At 43.3% G+C, this 17366-nt stretch carries 15 protein-coding genes; 11 read left to right on the plus strand and 4 right to left on the minus strand.

Going from position 1 to position 17366, the window contains the following annotated elements; all coding sequences use genetic code 11:
* Positions 1-63: 63 nt before the first annotated feature.
* The 5 genes from AXW61_RS02260 to recJ all read left to right on the plus strand — a co-directional run bounded on the left by AXW61_RS02260 (position 64) and on the right by recJ (position 5953).
* Positions 64-429 carry a YkgJ family cysteine cluster protein gene (locus tag AXW61_RS02260; protein ID WP_062031975.1) on the plus strand — a complete coding sequence of 122 codons (366 nt, stop codon included), beginning with the start codon at positions 64-66 and terminating at the stop codon, positions 427-429.
* A 226-nt stretch (positions 430-655) separates the two neighbouring features.
* The gene (guaB, locus tag AXW61_RS02265; protein ID WP_004691717.1) at positions 656-2122 is read left to right on the plus strand and encodes an IMP dehydrogenase; all 1467 of its coding nucleotides are present in this window, start codon (positions 656-658) and stop codon (positions 2120-2122) included.
* Between the two features lie 121 nt (positions 2123-2243).
* A complete protein-coding gene (gene glmM / locus AXW61_RS02270) occupies positions 2244-3575 on the plus strand; it encodes a phosphoglucosamine mutase (RefSeq protein ID WP_062031978.1) in 1332 nt (443 codons plus the stop codon).
* 14 nt (positions 3576-3589) lie between these two features.
* Positions 3590-4246, plus strand: coding sequence for a pyridoxamine 5'-phosphate oxidase (gene pdxH, locus AXW61_RS02275; protein ID WP_062031981.1), 657 nt, complete (start codon positions 3590-3592; stop codon positions 4244-4246).
* Entirely contained in the window at positions 4247-5953 is a 1707-nt protein-coding gene (gene recJ / locus AXW61_RS02280; RefSeq protein ID WP_062031983.1) for a single-stranded-DNA-specific exonuclease RecJ, read from the plus strand.
* Between the two features lie 46 nt (positions 5954-5999).
* Here recJ and AXW61_RS02285 read toward each other — a convergent pair whose 3' ends face one another.
* Together AXW61_RS02285 and AXW61_RS02290 are read right to left on the minus strand one after the other, a co-directional pair.
* Positions 6000-6836: a putative porin gene (locus tag AXW61_RS02285; RefSeq protein ID WP_062031986.1), complete on the minus strand. Its 837-nt coding sequence runs from the start codon at positions 6834-6836 to the stop codon at positions 6000-6002.
* Positions 6837-7003: 167 nt separating this feature from the next.
* Positions 7004-7786, minus strand: a complete 783-nt coding sequence (locus tag AXW61_RS02290) for a putative porin (protein ID WP_062031990.1) — start codon at positions 7784-7786, stop codon at positions 7004-7006.
* A 483-nt stretch (positions 7787-8269) separates the two neighbouring features.
* On the opposite strand from AXW61_RS02290, the gene prfB reads away from it, so the two are divergent.
* The 5 genes from prfB to AXW61_RS02315 all read left to right on the plus strand — a co-directional run bounded on the left by prfB (position 8270) and on the right by AXW61_RS02315 (position 13217).
* Positions 8270-9365 (plus strand): peptide chain release factor 2 gene (gene prfB / locus AXW61_RS02295; protein ID WP_100222790.1). Its coding sequence is split into 2 segments (ribosomal slippage): positions 8270-8341 and positions 8343-9365, totalling 1095 coding nucleotides; the frame shifts between segments, so codons are not numbered across the junction.
* A gap of 140 nt (positions 9366-9505) precedes the next feature.
* Positions 9506-9805, plus strand: a complete 300-nt coding sequence (locus AXW61_RS02300) for a metalloregulator ArsR/SmtB family transcription factor (protein ID WP_062031993.1) — start codon at positions 9506-9508, stop codon at positions 9803-9805.
* 27 nt (positions 9806-9832) lie between these two features.
* A complete protein-coding gene (locus tag AXW61_RS02305; RefSeq protein WP_062031995.1) occupies positions 9833-10912 on the plus strand; it encodes an alkene reductase in 1080 nt (359 codons plus the stop codon).
* 99 nt (positions 10913-11011) lie between these two features.
* Complete coding sequence (locus AXW61_RS02310; protein WP_062031998.1) at positions 11012-12292, plus strand: 3-deoxy-D-manno-octulosonic acid transferase; 1281 nt, start codon at positions 11012-11014, stop codon at positions 12290-12292.
* Between the two features lie 214 nt (positions 12293-12506).
* Positions 12507-13217 carry a 16S rRNA (uracil(1498)-N(3))-methyltransferase gene (locus tag AXW61_RS02315; RefSeq protein WP_062032000.1) on the plus strand — a complete coding sequence of 237 codons (711 nt, stop codon included), beginning with the start codon at positions 12507-12509 and terminating at the stop codon, positions 13215-13217.
* Here AXW61_RS02315 and AXW61_RS02320 read toward each other — a convergent pair.
* Entirely contained in the window at positions 13203-14174 is a 972-nt protein-coding gene (locus AXW61_RS02320) for a mechanosensitive ion channel family protein (protein ID WP_004691703.1), read from the minus strand. The genes AXW61_RS02315 and AXW61_RS02320 overlap by 15 nt on opposite strands.
* Before the next feature lie 454 nt (positions 14175-14628).
* Between AXW61_RS02320 and acs the strand changes: the two genes are divergently transcribed.
* On the plus strand, positions 14629-16572 hold the full coding sequence (acs, locus tag AXW61_RS02325) for an acetate--CoA ligase (RefSeq protein WP_062032003.1): 1944 nt from the start codon (positions 14629-14631) through the stop codon (positions 16570-16572).
* Between the two features lie 119 nt (positions 16573-16691).
* Here the strand turns inward: acs and AXW61_RS02330 are convergent, their stop codons facing one another.
* Entirely contained in the window at positions 16692-17306 is a 615-nt protein-coding gene (locus tag AXW61_RS02330; RefSeq protein ID WP_062032006.1) for a riboflavin synthase, read from the minus strand.
* Positions 17307-17366: the final 60 nt, after the last annotated feature.

Genomic DNA, 17366 nt, shown 5'->3' on the forward strand with positions numbered 1-17366 from the left:
GGCAACCACAATTTTTTTAATATTTTCTTCCAAAAAAAGTTTTTGAAAATGAGAATATAAAGGATGTTGTCTCAAGTTCCAACGGAAGATGCCTGTTTAAGCTGCGGGGCATGTTGTGCCTTTTTTAGAGTCTCATTTTACTGGGCTGAAGGCATTTCCATGCCTGAACATTACACAGAGCCAGTGACGGCTGTGTATTCATGCATGGTTGGAACTAATCAAGCCAGTCCACGCTGTATCGCACTGCAAGGCACCATTGGTGAACACGTGAGTTGTGGGATGTATGAACAGCGTAGTTCTTCATGTAAAGAAGTTCAAATCGCTGATGATCAATGCAACAAAGCACGACGTGCGCACAATATGATTCCATTTGTGCAATTGGAAGCGAGCATTGCCGTCAACGATGAAGGTTTTGATCAAGTCTGTTAATCGTTAGAAGCAGAGTTAAGGCTCTGCTTTTTTGAGTTTTTTTTAAAGTAAATAAAATCCATCTCAAAACAAGAAATAAAAAAATAAAGGTGAAAATGAAGAGTTCAAATAAAATATAGGTTTTATCACTTTATTTTCTAAGATAAAAAAATAAATTTTCAATTGAAATGAAATTTAAGTTCATATTTGTTTATAATAGCGCACGGAAATTACCAGTGAGACTGCCATGTTGACCATCGTTCAAGACGCGTTAACTTTTGATGATGTCCTATTACTCCCTGCCTATTCTACTGTTCTCCCAAAAGATGTCTCATTAAAGACACGATTCACGCGCGGCATTAATTTAAATATCCCCCTTGTTTCAGCAGCAATGGATACGGTGACTGAATCACGTATGGCGATTGCGATGGCGCAAAATGGTGGTATTGGTATTTTGCACAAAAACATGGATATTGCTGCACAAGCTGCAGAAGTCCGTCGTGTGAAAAAATTTGAAGCAGGAATGGTGAAAGATCCAATTACTGTGACACCTGAAACCACAGTGCGCGAATTGATCTCGATTACTCAAGCCAACAACATCAGCGGTGTGCCTGTTGTGAAAGATGGCAAAGTGGTTGGTATTGTCACAGGTCGCGATACACGCTTTGAAACGAACCTTGAGCAACCTGTAAGTAACATCATGACCGGCCAAGACCGCCTTGTGACTGTTCGTGAAGGTGAGTCGAAAGAAAATATTCAAGCTTTACTGCAAAAGCACCGCATTGAAAAAGTTTTGGTCGTTGGAGAGCACAACGAACTTAAAGGCTTAATTACAGTCACTGACTTTCGTAAAGCGGAAAGCTATCCAAGCAGCTGTAAAGATGACCTTGGTCGCTTACGCGTAGGTGCTGCAGTCGGTACAGGTGTAGAAACACCAAGCCGTGTAGAAGCTTTGGTTGAAGCGGGTGTTGATGCGATTGTCGTGGATACGGCGCATGGTCACTCTGCGGGTGTGATCGAGCGTGTACGTTGGGTGAAAGCGAATTACCCACAGGTCCAAGTGATTGGCGGTAACATTGCAACTGGTGATGCTGCATTGGCACTCCTTGATGCAGGTGCAGATGCGGTCAAAGTCGGTATCGGCCCAGGTTCAATTTGTACCACGCGTATTGTGGCGGGTATTGGTATGCCGCAGATTTCTGCGATTGACAGTGTGGCTAATGCACTGAAAGATCAAATTCCATTGATCGCCGATGGTGGTATTCGTTTCTCTGGCGATATGGCGAAAGCGATTGGCGCGGGTGCGAGTACGATTATGGTCGGTTCATTGCTTGCAGGGACTGAAGAAGCGCCAGGTGAAGTGGAATTCTTCCAAGGTCGTTACTATAAAGCATATCGTGGTATGGGTTCATTGGGCGCGATGGCAGGAGCAACAGGTTCTGCGGATCGTTATTTCCAAGACTCTAAAGCAGGTGCTGAGAAACTAGTCCCTGAAGGGATCGAAGGTCGTGTGCCATACAAAGGGCCAATGGGCAACATTGTGCACCAAATGATGGGCGGCTTACGTTCTTCTATGGGTTATACGGGTTCGTCTGTGATTGAAGATCTTCGTCAAAATGCGAAGTTTGTGAAAATCACTTCGGCAGGTATGTCTGAGTCACATGTTCACGACGTTACGATTACCAAAGAAGCACCGAACTATCGCGTGGGCTAATTCAGCTATAGCACTTGTTCAAAGTAAAAGCCGTCATTTTTATGACGGCTTTTTCATTTTGGTGTAAAGTAATTCGCAATGAAAAGGATGATGCAAATCACCCGTTAAGAAGTGAGTAAACATGAGTTATTTTGGTACCGATGGTATTCGTGGTAAGTTTGGTGTTATGCCCATTACCCCAGAATTCGCTTTAAAGCTAGGTTTTGCTGCAGGCAAGGTAATCAAGCGAAATAGTAAAAAAGCAAAACCTGTTGTGGTGATGGGGAAAGATCCGCGTTTATCAGGTTATATTTTAGAGTCTGCGCTGCAATCTGGTATGAATGCGGCAGGCGTCTATGTACATTTATTGGGGCCACTGCCAACGCCTGCGATTGCACATTTGACCCGTGCTTTGCACGCCAATTTAGGGATTGTGATTTCGGCATCGCATAATCCTTATTTTGATAATGGAATTAAGTTTTTTTCTAGTGAAGGCAAGAAGCTTCCAGATGTGCTACAAGAAGAAATTAACCAAGAATTAGAAAATGACATTTTTATTGAAGATACTGAAAACTTGGGTAAAAGTGTCCGTGTAGATGATGCACAAGGCCGTTATATTGAATTCTGTAAATCCACATTTCCCTATCATTATGACTTGAATGATTTAACGATTGTGATGGATTGCGCGAATGGTGCAGCGTATAGCGTGGGGCCATCGGTATTTCGTGAGCTAGGTGCCAAAGTCATTGCCATTCATAATGAACCCAATGGTTTAAACATTAACGAAGGTTGTGGTTCAACACACCCTGAAAGTTTGCAACAAGCTGTAGTTGAAAATGGTGCAGATTTGGGCATCGCTTTTGATGGGGATGCAGACCGTGTCATGTTAGTCGATAAGGCTGGAAACTTGATTGATGGCGACCATATCTTATATATCTTGGCGACACAGAGCGCTAAAAAACCTGCTGGAATAGTGGGCACCTTAATGTCAAACATGGCTTTAGAGCTGGCTTTGGAAAGAGCCGGTGTAGCGTTATTACGTGCGAATGTGGGTGATCGTTATGTCCTACAAGGTCTAGAAGAAAAAGGCTGGGTCATTGGCGGTGAGCCATCAGGGCATATTTTAACCTTGGATAAAAGTACCACAGGTGATGCCATTATTGCGGCTCTACAAGTCCTTACCGTGATGGTCGAGCAGAAGAAAGCGCTGCATGAATTGGTTGCTGACTTTAAGCTTCTACCGAATGTGTTGGTGAATGTACGTTTAGAGGCGATGTTTGACCCTTATGCTGTGCCTGCTTTGGTGGCTGAATTTGATAAAGCCGAGCAACAACTTAAAGGTCGTGGTCGTTTGTTGATTCGTAAATCAGGTACTGAGCCTGTGATTCGTGTCATGGTGGAAGGGGATGATCTCGATGAAGTCAGCACTTTAGCCCATACATTGGCTGATGCTGTACGTACGAACGCAGCTTAATTAGGAGTGAAGAAATGAATGATTTAATTAAAGATCTCAGTGAGCTTCGTTTAAGTTACCAAAAAGGTGAGCTGCTTGAGGAGCGAGTAGAAATCCACCCGCATGCCCAGTTCTTGCTTTGGTTTAATCATGCTTTAGAAGCACAACTGCACGAACCCTATGCCATGTCATTGGCGACAGCGAGTGCGCAGGGTCGTCCGCATGTACGAACGGTATTGCTGCGTGGTGCAACTGAAGCAGGGTATGATTTTTATACCAATTATGACAGCCAAAAAGGCAATGATCTGGCAGAAAATCCATATGCAGAGTTACTGTTTTATTGGCAAGAGCAGGAACGTCAGATTCGCATTGGTGGTAAAGTAGTCAAAATTTCTGAAGCTGAATCAACCGACTACTATCATAAGCGTCCACGAGATAGCCAAATTGCAGCACATATCAGTACACCACAAAGTGGTGTGATTGAAAGCCGTGAGGTATTGCAACAACGTTTTGAGCAATTGCAAAGCCAAGTTGAAGGTAAATCAGAACTGAATAAACCCCTCTTTTGGGGTGGCTACCGTCTTGAGCCTGACTATTATGAGTTTTGGCAAGGGCGTCCGAACCGTTTACATGACCGTTTAAGTTATGAAAAACAGCAAGATGTCTGGATGCTGAAACGTTTGATGCCATAAATGTCAGCCATTCAAATTAAGCAAAGACCCTTTATGACCTGTCCTGAATTATTTCAGGACATTCCTGCGTTTATTGCAGAAATTTTAGCCCGCCGTGGGGTGGCGTCAACGCAGGAGCTGGAGTTAAAGCTCAAGCATTTACTGGCCCCTAGTCTGAAAGGCTTAAATGAAGCGATTCAGTTGATGGATGCTGCAATTGATCAGCAACACAAAATTGTCATTGTGGGTGATTATGATGCAGATGGTGCAACCAGCACCGCTTTAATGATCTTGGCTTTGCGAGAAATGGGGGCGCAGGTAGAGTATCTGGTTCCAGATCGCTTTAAATATGGTTATGGCTTAACGCCTGCGATTGCGGATTTAGCATTTACCAGCTTTACACCTGATTTATTGATTACCGTTGATAATGGTATTTCCAGTCATGACGGCGTGAAACAAGCGCAAGATCATGGTATGCAGGTGATTATTACCGATCACCATTTGACCACCAAACCGACTCCCAGTGCCCAAGCGGTAGTGAATCCGAACCAGTTGGGGTGTGATTTTCCAAGTAAAGCCTTAGCTGGGGTGGGTGTGGCCTTTTATGTCTTGGCTAACTTATCGACCTATCGTAAAAAACTAAATAAGTCTTCGACACTCATGAGTCAGTATTTGGATTTGGTGGCCTTAGGCACCTATGCCGATGTTGCCAGTCTTGACTATAACAATCGCATCTTGGTCGATGTCGGGCTGAAGCGCATTCAACAACATTTATGTCGTCCCGGCATTAGTGCTCTACTGGAGATTGCGGGGCGAGAGGCTGCAAGTTTAAAAGCGCAAGATTTGGGGTTTGTACTGGGACCACGTATTAATGCGGCAGGTCGTATGGAAACCATGGATATCGGGATTGAATGTCTATTGGCACAGGACTTTGCCTCTGCCTATCCATTGGCAGAACAACTGAATCAGTTGAATGTGGAACGTCGTCAGGTTGAAACCACGATGAAACAAGAGGCCTTAATAGCCTTGGATCAAATTCAACTAGATGATACGGTCTTACCCGCGGCTTTAATTATGTTCGAGCCGCATTGGCATCAAGGGGTGATTGGCATTGTTGCGGGGCGCTTAAAAGAACAGTTTCATCGTCCGAGTATTGTGTTTGCTGCAGATGAAGATGGGATACACATCAAAGGTTCTGCCCGTTCGATTGAAGGAGTGCATATTCGCGATGCCATTGAGTGTGTTGCTGAGCAATATCCACATTTGGTCACCCACTTTGGTGGGCATGCTGCGGCAGCGGGTTTAACCATTCAAAAAGTCCATTTTGAAGAGTTCAAGCAGGCCTTTGAAGCACTGATGATAGCTCAGGATGAACGTTTATTTACGGCGACTTTATGGACCGATGGCGAGTTAGCTGCACAGAATATTCAGGTTGAAACGGTCGATCTTTTGCAGCAGATTAGTCCATGGGGGCAAAAGTTTCCAGCGCCTATTTTTGAAGGAAACTTTCAAATTTTAGATTTCCGCTGGTTGAAAGAAGTGCATTTAAAATTACGTATTGCTTTAGACAATGGACAGGTCGTGGATGCCATTGCTTTTAATGCGGCGGACAAATACCAGTTCAATGAGATGAACCATCAAGTTCGTTTGGTTTATGAGCTGGATAAAAATGAATTTCGTGGCAATGTCAGCGTACAACTTCGCATTTTGCATTTAGAACAACATTAAAAAAACCGCTCTATAGAGCGGTTTTTTTAATAGATTTTAGTTGCAATTAGAAGCGGAATGTACCATTGATACCGTATGAATCAGCATCTTCCGTTGTTGTGTAGTTCAAGCCAACAGCAATAGCAGGCGTAAAGAATTTTTGCGCGCGAACAGCCCAAACAGTGTCAAAGTCATCGAATGTTGTATCCATAAATGAAACACCAACACTTAAGGTTGGATCGATATATAAATCGGCACCTAAGCGGTAAGCAGTTTCATCGCCAAAGTATGTTGCACCTTCAAAATTGGTAAAATGGTTACCAATTTGAGTCACATATTTAGCGCGTAAGGTCACAGCTGTATCATCTGCTACTGCGGAGATATTTGAGAATGTATCAATGAAGCCATTTTTTGAAACATACATTGGATCAAGATTTTCTTTGGCTACACCAGCCGCAATGAGTAGCCCATCGACAGGCAGGTAACCTGCTTCTAATGCATAACCCACATTATCATCTGATGCTTTACCAAATTCACTTTCAACCGTTACTTCAGCGCGGTTGAGGCTACCAGAAACATAAAATTGAGAGTTTGGGATGAAAAATTCACCATTTAAACCGACTGTGTCAATTTCTAAATCGGCGCCGTCTTCATCAATACTTGAGTTCGCATAACCAAGACCAATGTTGCTTGCTTTGCTTAAAAAAGCAGCCTCTGCAAGTGGCGAATTTTTAGTGTTCACTCCATTTAAGTAGTACTTTCCACTGATGCCAAAAGTATCAAGGTCTTCACTGTCACCATCAAAGCTTGTATTTTCGTAGTTTGCATTGATTTCCGCTTGGTAAGCATGTGCAGTCCCGAAGCTCGCAATAAGTGCGGTAGTAAGTGCAAGTTGTTTAAGCATTTTAGAGGTTCTCTCTTTGTTATAAAAATATGACTGTTCTATGACAGTTGTAACGAAGTGTACAAAAAAGTAGCAGGGAGTCAATCTTTATTTATAACAATGCTTTATCAGAGGGCAAAAAGCCCATTCGAAAATGGGCTTTGAGTATTCAAGGTTTTTAATTGGTTTTAGAAACGATATTTAGCAGCTAAACCGAATTTGTTGTAGTCGTTGTTGCCGACTTCACCAAAACCAACACGGCCTTCAAGGCTGACTTGCGGGGTAAAGAATTTACGTGCATTGATACCAAATTCGTTAGTATCACCATAGTCACGGTCTTTACTGTAGTAGTCTACACCTAGGCTTAAGGTTTTATCGATGAAGTAATCTGCTGCAAGATTATATTCGTCTAAATCACCAAAACCTGCGCCTGCTTCTAAGTTAATGTCTTTACCATTGCTTAGGGAAGTGACATATTTAGCGCGAAGAGTAGGATCTACACCGTCGTCATAATCGTTGTCATAGCCTTTTAGACCCGCAGCAATTAATAAACCTGGTGCTGGTAAATAACCAACTTCAGCGCCATAAACGGTCTCATCAAAATCGCCACCGCGGTCAAATTTCATATCATCGCGACCAACATTACCACTCACATAGAAATCTGAGTTAGGAATGTAAACTTCAGCGCCAACGCCATAACGATGACGTTCATCATCACCGACTTCGTCGTATTGGTATTTTGCGTTAACGTTACTTGCACGGTCTAAGAATGCTGCTTCTGCAAGTGGCGCGTTACGTGTTTGAACTGGGTTGAAATAGTATGTGCCATCTACGCCAAAAGAGCCGCTTGAACTACCGTTGTCTGGATCAATTAGGCCAACTGAAGCACCCACCTCTGCTTGGTATGCATGTGCAGTACCTGTGATCGCTAGAGCGGAAAGTAATGCTGAAGCAATTGCTAATTTTTTCATGGTATGTACCCCTCGTAAGTGGACCCGTATTTCATTAATTTTTTGTTACAACTTCAGTCTAGGGCAAAATAAAAAAGCGTCAACCAAAGGAAAGTTAATGCTCTGTATCTAAGGTTACAACGTGTAATTTTTTAAATTTAAATGATTGATAATAAATTATAAATTTATAATGTTTTGTTTTATTAAAATTGTGTAGATTCTGTGGATTTCATAATTTTTGACGGTATTTTAACCAATTTTAACTCAAAATGTTTAGTCCGTTCGTCTGTTGAGAACACTTCTCAGGTGTGTATTTTGTGGGATGGTTCGCATTTATATGTAGCTTGATTGCGGTTCAAGAGAATGCTTTTTTGGAGGCTAAACAGTTTTAATCCCTAGAAAGAAGGGTGTGTTTTTGTCGAATTTGAGATGAATAATCCTAGCCGTCGACTGTGATATAATCAGCGGCTATTTTTCGCTTTATATTGATTGAGAGTAATTCACGTGGAAATTAATCCGTATCTAAACCAATTAAAAGACTTAAACGACCGTGGTCTCACATTACGGGGGTATCTTTGACTACGATCTGAAAAAAGAGCGTTTAGAAGAGGTTCTCCGTGAATTAGAAGACCCAGCGATTTGGAATGATCAAAGCCGTGCACAAGCCATGGCCAAAGAAAAAGGCGAACTTGAAAACGTCTTAAATGTGTTAGATGGTTTGGCAACGCAGCTTGAAGATGCGCAAGCGATGCTTGATTTGGCAGTCGAAGCCGATGATGAGAGTCTGTTGGCTGATGTGCAGGCTGAATTGACCTCTGCAGAAGAAGAGTTAGCGAAGCTTGAATTCCGCCGGATGTTCAGTAACCCAATGGACCCAAATCCATGTTATGTGGAAATTCAAGCCGGTTCAGGTGGGACAGAAGCCCAAGACTGGGCTTCAATGCTACTGCGTATGTATATGCGTTGGATTGAACGTCATGGTTTTAAAGCTGAATTGATGGAAGAATCCGACGGCGATGTGGCTGGGATTAAGTCAGCAACGATTCGTGTTGAAGGTGAATATGCCTATGGTTGGTTGCGTACCGAATCGGGCGTGCATCGCTTAGTCCGTAAATCGCCATTTGACTCGGGTAACCGCCGTCATACCTCATTCTCTGCTGTGTTTGTCTCGCCAGAAGTCGATGACAACATTGAAATTGATATCAACCCATCTGACGTGCGTACTGATACCTATCGTGCTTCGGGTGCAGGTGGTCAGCACATTAACAAAACAGACTCTGCGGTACGTTTAACCCACGCGCCAACAGGGATTGTGGTGGCGTGTCAGAACCAACGTTCACAACATGCCAACCGTGACCATGCTTGGAAACAGTTACGTGCGAAGTTGTATGAATTGGAAATGAGCAAACGTAACGAAGCAGCTCAAGCACTTGAAGACTCGAAGTCGGATATTGGTTGGGGCAGTCAGATTCGTTCTTATGTATTAGATGACTCGCGTATTAAAGACTTACGTACAGGTGTTGAAAACTCGAACACCGGTGCAGTACTAGATGGTGACCTTGATAAGTTTATTGAAGCAAGCTTAAAACAAGGTTTGTAATTTAAATGATGAATGAAAGCAAAGGGTTATCAGTTATTTTACAATATATCTAAAATAATCGATATTAAAATCGAAAAAATGCGATATATTAAGTAAAACAAGCTGACAACGCTTTGCTGCCCATTAAACGTGTCTTGAGTATGGATATAGATTTAATTTTTAAAGCCTTGGCTAATCCAACGCGTCGCCAAATTTTGGAATGGTTAAAAAAACCGGAACAATTTTTATCGAGTGACGAATGTGGTGACTTTAGACGCGGCGTATGTGCAGGTCATATCGAACGGTTGGGAAAAGTATCGCAATCGACGATGTCGAACCATTTGTCTGTGTTACAGCAGGCCGGTTTAATTCAAGTCGAAAAATATGGGCAATGGTCTTATTTTTCGCGCAATGAAGCGTTGATTCAGCAATATATCGAACATTTGCAACGTTCACTTTAATTGAAAAAAGTGGCAATCGAGGTGACTATGGCTGAACTGAATACTCCTTTAACTTTAGGTGATCTACACTTAAAAAACCGTGTCATTATGGCTCCTTTAACACGAAGTCGTGCAACGGCAGACCGTGTGCCAACAGCCATGATGGCAGAGTATTATGCACAGCGTGCAAGTGCAGGTTTGATTATTTCTGAAGCGACCGTGATTTCTGAAGAAGCCAATGGCTATTTGAATACACCGGGGCTATTTAATGAAGCTCAAGTTGAAGGCTGGAAACAGGTGACTCAAGCTGTACATGACCAAGCGGGCTTAATTGTGGCGCAGTTGTGGCATGTGGGCCGTGTATCTCACCCTGATTTATTGGATGGTGAAACCCCAGTTTCAGCAAGTCGTGTGCAACAAAAAGGCTATGTCAGCTTATTGCGTCCGAAACGTGAATATGTGGTGCCTCGTGCATTAGAGATTGCTGAAATTCAGAGCATTGTTGAACAATATAAACAAGCAGCAATTCATGCCAAAGCGGCAGGTTTTGATGGGGTGGAGCTGCATGCAGCCAATGGTTATTTGATTGACCAGTTTTTACAAAGTTCAACCAATCTACGTGAAGATCAATATGGTGGCAGCGTAGAAAACCGTGCGCGTTTGTTGCTTGAAGTGGTTGATGCATTGATTGAAGTCTGGGGTGCAGGTCGTGTTGGGGTGCATTTAGCTCCACGTGGTGATGAGCATGACATGGGCGATGATGATCCACGTGAAACCTTTGGTTATGCGTTAGAACAACTAGGTCAGCGTCAGATTGCATTCTTTTTTACCCGTGAATATTTGGCAGACGACAGTATCAGTACTTACCTGAAACAACGTTCGGGTGGTGTGCCATTGATTGCCAATATGCGTTTAAGCCGTGAAGATGCGATTGATCTGTTGGCATCAGGTCAGGCGGATGCAGTGTCTTGGGGTAAGGATTATATTGCCAATCCAGATCTGTATGAGCGTCTACTACAAGATGCACCACTGAATGAATTGAAACTGGAAAACATGATTGGAACAGATGTCGCGGCAGGCTATGTGGACTATCCAACTTTAGCTGAAATGGAAACTGCTGCGGTTTAAATTGCTTTTCCGTTAAATTCGCGACAAGATAACAGCGCAATTCATGGGATAATATGAGTTGCGCTGTTTTATTTTTGCATTGATTTTTGGAGCACGTATTTGGCTACTCCTTTTTGGTATAACGCAGCACTTGCGCTGATCAAACCGCTGTATAAGTCTAAAATAAAAAAACGTGCAGAGACTACAGAACAATTTCAACAAGAATGTCTCGAACGTTTCGGGCCCTTTCAACCGGTTAAAAATCGCCAAGCGATTTGGTTCCATGTGGTGTCGGTGGGTGAAACCAATGCAGCGCAGCCTCTCATCGAGCATTATTTAAAAGCGGGTCATCCAGTCTTGGTGACCAATACCACCAAAACGGGTCAGGCGCGGGCCAAATCACTATTTTTAAAAGCACCGTATCTAGATCTGTTCCAAGCTGTATATTTACCTGCGGATCAAAAACCTTTAGTTCGTCAGTTTTTCGCATTGTATCAGCCCAAACTTTTGGCTTTGGTTGAAACTGAACTCTGGCCGAATTTAATTGCCCAAGCGGGGCAGAGTCAGGTGCCATGTATCTTGATTAATGCACGTCTTTCTGAAAAATCAGCCAAAGGCTATGCCAAAGTATCTAGCCTTACGCAGCCGATGTTACACGGACTAGATCAGCTTTTGGTACAAGATCAGGCAACTGCAGAGCGCTTTATTCAGCTTGGTTCAGTGCCATCGCTAACACAGGTGGTGGGGAGTATTAAGTTTGATATTCATGCGCCAGAATCGTTTGTCAAACAGGCAGCTCAGCTCAAGCAAGAATGGTCACTCGCTGGGCGTAAGATCATCACTATTGCCAGTACTCATGCACCCGAAGAACAAAAACTGTTAAGCGCATTTAAGCCATATTTGGATGCACAGCCTGAACTGTTGTGCATTGTTGTACCACGTCATCCAGAGCGTTTTGATGAGGTCTTTGCTGTTGCACAAAGTTTAAATTTAAATACCACTCGCAGAAGTACGGGACAAAGCATAGAGGCGGACACCCAAGTCTATTTAGCCGATTCGATGGGGGAGATGTGGTTATGGTATGCCTTATCTAATGCCTGTTTTGTCGGGGGATCACTAAATGAACCGGGTGGCGGACATAATATTTTAGAGCCAATTGCGTTACATGTGCCGACGGTTTTGGGCAAAAACTATTTTAATTTCCAAACCATTGTCGATGAATTTGTACAAGCCAATGCGGTGAAAGTTGTTGAGGATGCTGAACAAGCTGCTGCGGTGTTGATGATACTGTTAGAGGATACTGAGCAGGCCAACACACTGAATGAATCTGCACAAAAGATTATGCAGTTAAATACGGGCTCTTTGAAAAAGCATATTCAAGTGATTGATGCTTATTTATAAAACTTGAGTGAGTTTGTCATTACTACAAATACTGTAGATTTTATGGATGGTTTTGCGTAGGTGGTTCTTACTTTTCAAAGATGACAAATAACAAAAATCTTTTGCTGTGCTAAAGGTACATCCTGTACCTCAGCACAACGGGCGACATCCTTGTCGCCTTTCACGATGACATGTGCTGATGAGGCCTCCACTGTTTGGATTTTTTCTATTTATTATGAATATCGTTCTCTTAGATTCGCGCCAAACTGAATCGGAATTTTGGTCCATTAGCGCCAAGCGTCAGCTGGAACATTTACAGGCTCATTTACAGATTAAGGTTGGCGATACTTTAAAAGTTGGCATTCGAAACCAAAAGCGTTATGTGACAGAAGTTGTAGAGATCTCTGAAACAGTTGTACGTATAAAACCCTTATATAAAGAGCCTGTACCAGCCAAACTCCCAGTAACTTTAATTGTCGCGATGCCACGTCCTAAAGTTCTACGTCGTTTGGTCATGGACGCGGTGACTTTAGGGGTTGAAAAAATCATTTTGCTGCACAGCTATCGGGTCGATAAAAGTTATTGGCAAACCCCATTTTTACAACAGTTGGATCAATATGTGACTTTGGGGCTAGAGCAGGCAGGCGATACGATTGCACCGAAAGTTGAAATTTATAAACGCTTTAAGCCTTTTGTGGAAGACATTTTACCTAGCCTGATTTCAGCTAATTGTCCTGCCTATGTGGCACATCCCTATAGCGATGCCAAAATGCCTTTTGCGATTCAACATCCCTGTACGATTGTGATCGGGCCGGAAGGTGGATTTATCCCTTACGAAGTTGAACTACTTGTAAAAAACGGCTGTCAAGCGATGAGCTTAGGCAGCCGTATTATTCGGACTGAAACCGTGATCCCTTATGTTTTAGGACGCTTATTTAGCAGTTGAAGTTTCTGTCGGGTAGCTGTCATTTTTTGCGACGCGAACTTCTTGAACTGGGTAAGGAATAGAAATCCCTTGCTCAGCAAAGGCCTGAACCACATATTCTTGTACTGAACTGATTGAGCCAGATACCGTGGTTTCTGTGGTGTTGACCCACCATTGGACTTTGAGGTTCACTGAAAAATCTGCAAGTGCAGCGACGTTCACGCTAAAACCTGGTTGACTTAAAATGGTCGTATCTCGGTCTAAAATACCTAAAATAATATCTTTGGCTTTTTTGATGTCATCTTCATAACCAATACCGACCAAGAATTCACAGCGACGACGTGGATAGGCGGTGTTAACGGTGACTGCACTGGTATACACAGTTGCATTTGGAATCACGATACGACGACCATCTGGCGCACGTAGGTAAGTGGCACGAATTTGAATATCTTCAACGTTACCTTCCATACCCGAGACAATGATGTCGTCGCCAATCTTAAACGGTTCACCCAGTAAAATCAGGATTCCTGAAAGTAGGTTTTGGAAGATGTCTTTAAATGCAAAACCAATCGCAACCGAGCCAATCCCCAAAGCACTCATCAGCTGACCAGGGGTGAAACCCGGAATCGCAATCACCATGGCAATCAGGAAGCCAATAAAGACGATGGCCGAACTGCCGACACGGTTCAGGACAAGGACAAGGTTTTGCTTGGTATAAGAACGATCAGACAGTGCTTTACGAACAAAAAGTTTAAACAGCTTGGAGAGCAAATAAAAAATGACGAAGGTAATCAGCGCAATACAAAAATAAGGCATACGCTCCCAAAAACTATCGACAAATTTGTCGATGGTGGAATAGGCGTCATTATATTTTGCCGTATGTGCAATTACACTTTGCGTGGTTTTCGCTGTCGCGTCATGTAGCATCTCTGACGTACCTTGAGCAACCTCGCTCAAGGTATGGGTTTGTTCTGACACTGGTGCTCCAATCGCTGAAAATTTGGCATATTTTGCCTGAAAATTGTGTGTATTTAATAGAGAAAAGCGTATGAAATTATCGCATTCTGGTTGATTGATAGACGGATAAAAATCTATCTCTCTGTTTTTTAAATGCTTGAGTTTTGGAATGAAGGCACTGAGTCATGCTCCTTATGCATGAAATAACACCGACTGAAGTGTAACAATATGCTTTAAAAAGCCTAGCTGGAGCGACTTTACGGAGTTCGGCGTTGTTCATGTTACGGATTAAACACAGGATCTCATTGAAAGATCACTATAAAATGTGTTTTAAATTGTAGAAATAATATACGACCAAAGCCGTGTTGATCTGTTTAAAAAACAATCGTCATACTGTGGTTATGCAGTCCAATAATAAACGAATAACTGTGGCATGAACTCTCGCGATGAGAGTCAGAATATAAGGAAGTATGATATGAAAGAAGTCTATCCTGTACCTGCTGAATTTGAAAAAACTGCGCGCACCAATGAACAAGAATATTTTAAACGTTATCAAAAATCGATAGAACAACCTGATGAATATTGGGCTGAACAAGCTTTGAAGCTAGATTGGATCAAGCCTTTTAGCCAAGTTAAAAACACCAGTTATGACAAAGATAATTTTAAAATTGAATGGTTTGCCGATGGGCAGTTAAACCTAAGTGCCAACTGCCTCGATCGCCACTTAAAAGAGCATCCGTATAAACCTGCCATTATTTGGGAAGGTGACCATCCGTCACGCCATAAAATCATTTCCTTTGCTGAACTGTATGATGAAGTGTGTCGTTTTGCCAATGTCCTGAAAAAGCATGGGGTGGTGAAGGGTGATCGTGTGGTACTGTATATGCCGATGATTTCAGAAGCGGCCATTTCGATGTTGGCCTGTGCCCGAATCGGTGCCGTGCATTGTGTGGTGTTTGGTGGCTTTTCACCTGACTCATTGGCGAGCCGGATTGATGACAGTCAAGCCAAAATTGTGATTACCGCAGACTCTGGAATGCGCGGGGGGAAACCGATTCCGCTAAAAGAAAATGTAGACGCAGCATTGAATCTACCTGGGACAGACTCGGTACAAAACGTGATTGTGGTACACCGGACAGGCAATCCGATTACGCTAAAAGAAGGGCGTGATTTGTGGTATCACATGGAAATCATGACCGTCAACGAGATTTGTCCACCTGAACCGATGAATGCTGAAGATCCCCTATTTATTTTATATACTTCAGGTTCAACTGGTAAGCCGAAAGGTGTGCTGCATACCACAGGGGGCTATTTAACTTATGTGAATACTACCTTCCGTGAAGTGTTTGACTTAAAACAAGATGATGTATTTTGGTGTACCGCTGATGTAGGTTGGATTACGGGACACTCTTATGTGCTGTATGGCCCCTTGTCGAATGGAACCACAACAGTGATGTTTGAGGGGATTCCCCAGTATCCAAGTTGGGCACGTACAGGACATATTGTCGACAAACACAATGTGACGATTTTATACACTGCCCCGACAGCGATCCGCGCCATGATGCGTGAAGGGGATGCCTTTGTCCGTGAGAGTGATCGTAGCAGTTTGCGTTTAATTGGTTCCGTCGGAGAGCCGATCAACCCTGAAGCATGGAATTGGTACTACACGGTGGTGGGAGAAAGCCGTTGCCCAGTGGTGGATACTTGGTGGCAAACCGAAACAGGCGGGATTTTGATTTCTCCACTTCCGGGTGCGACACCACTTAAACCCGGATCTGCAACGCGTCCTTTATTTGGGATTCAACCCGCTTTGGTCGATGCTGAAGGCAATGAGTTGGAAGGAGAGGCTGAAGGCAATCTGGTGATTAAGGATTCATGGCCGGGACAAATGCGAACCATTTGGGGGGATCCTGAGCGGTTTATCGAAGCGTATTTTGCAACTTATCCGGGAACATATTTCACGGGGGATGGTGCACGCCGTGATAAAGATGGTTACTACTGGATCACAGGTCGAGTCGATGATGTACTGAATGTGTCAGGGCACCGCTTAGGCACGGCCGAAGTGGAAAGTGCTTTGGTGGCACATGAGGCGGTTGCTGAGGCTGCCGTAGTAGGAATGCCACATGAAATCAAAGGGCAGGGAATTTGTTCCTTTGTCACTTTACAAGCAGGCACAGCGCAAACGGAAGAGCTCCGTGCAGAGCTGATTCAGTGGGTAAGAAAGGTGTTAGGTCCTGTGGCAACACCAGATGCCTTACATTGGGCACCATCTTTACCGAAAACACGTTCAGGTAAAATTATGCGCCGTATTTTAAGAAAAATTGCGGCGAACGAGCTAGATAGTTTGGGCGATACATCGACGCTGGCTGAACCGCAAGTGGTCGAAGTGTTGATTAAAGAAGTATATCCAAACGGCTAAAATCGACCTAAAAAATACCGTCTCAAGCAGACGGTATTTTTATTTTGGTGTACCGATGGAATTCATCGGGTTGCTTTATACCAATTTGTAAGTGCAAGACGCTTAGAAATTAAAGAGTTCTAACGCTGATGGATGCTTTCTAAGGTATCCACCATTGTCCGTGTCATCTGATCAATTTCATAATTGACCGCATCGCCGACTTGTACCGATGCCCATGTGGTCAGACGCAAAGTTTCAGGAATCAAGTCAACTGAAATTTCATGGCTGTTACGATCAACACGGTTGACGGTGAGGCTACAACCATTCAGACCAATAAAACCTTTTAAGAAAAAGTATTTGATATTGCCCTCGGGTATGTGGAGATCCACATGTAGAGTCTCGCCGTGACGGCTCAGCTGCTTTATCGTAGCCGTTCCTTCGATATGTCCATACAAGTTGTGTCCCCCATTTTCCATCCCGACTTTGGCTGAACGTTCGATATTCACCTCATCGCCTGTCTGTAAAGCCCCTAAAGTGGTCAGGCGTCGAGTCAAATCTGAGACATCAAAATGGACTTGGTTGGCGGTAAGATCGATGTACGTTGCAGTTAAGCAGGTGCCATTGATGGCTACACTTGCACCGATGAAGACATCGTGAAAAAAGTTGTGTGTATTTGAAACCACAAGGGTGCTAAAACCATCGCCTTGACGGATATCTAAAATTTTCTCTAAGCCTTGTACGATACCTGTATACATCAGAAGTCTTCCTAATTCGGGGGTTATGTTTAATGTAAATGATCTACACCTTGATGTGGC

Source organism: Acinetobacter sp. BMW17, from assembly GCF_001592855.1.
GTDB classification, from domain to species: domain Bacteria; phylum Pseudomonadota; class Gammaproteobacteria; order Pseudomonadales; family Moraxellaceae; genus Acinetobacter; species Acinetobacter johnsonii.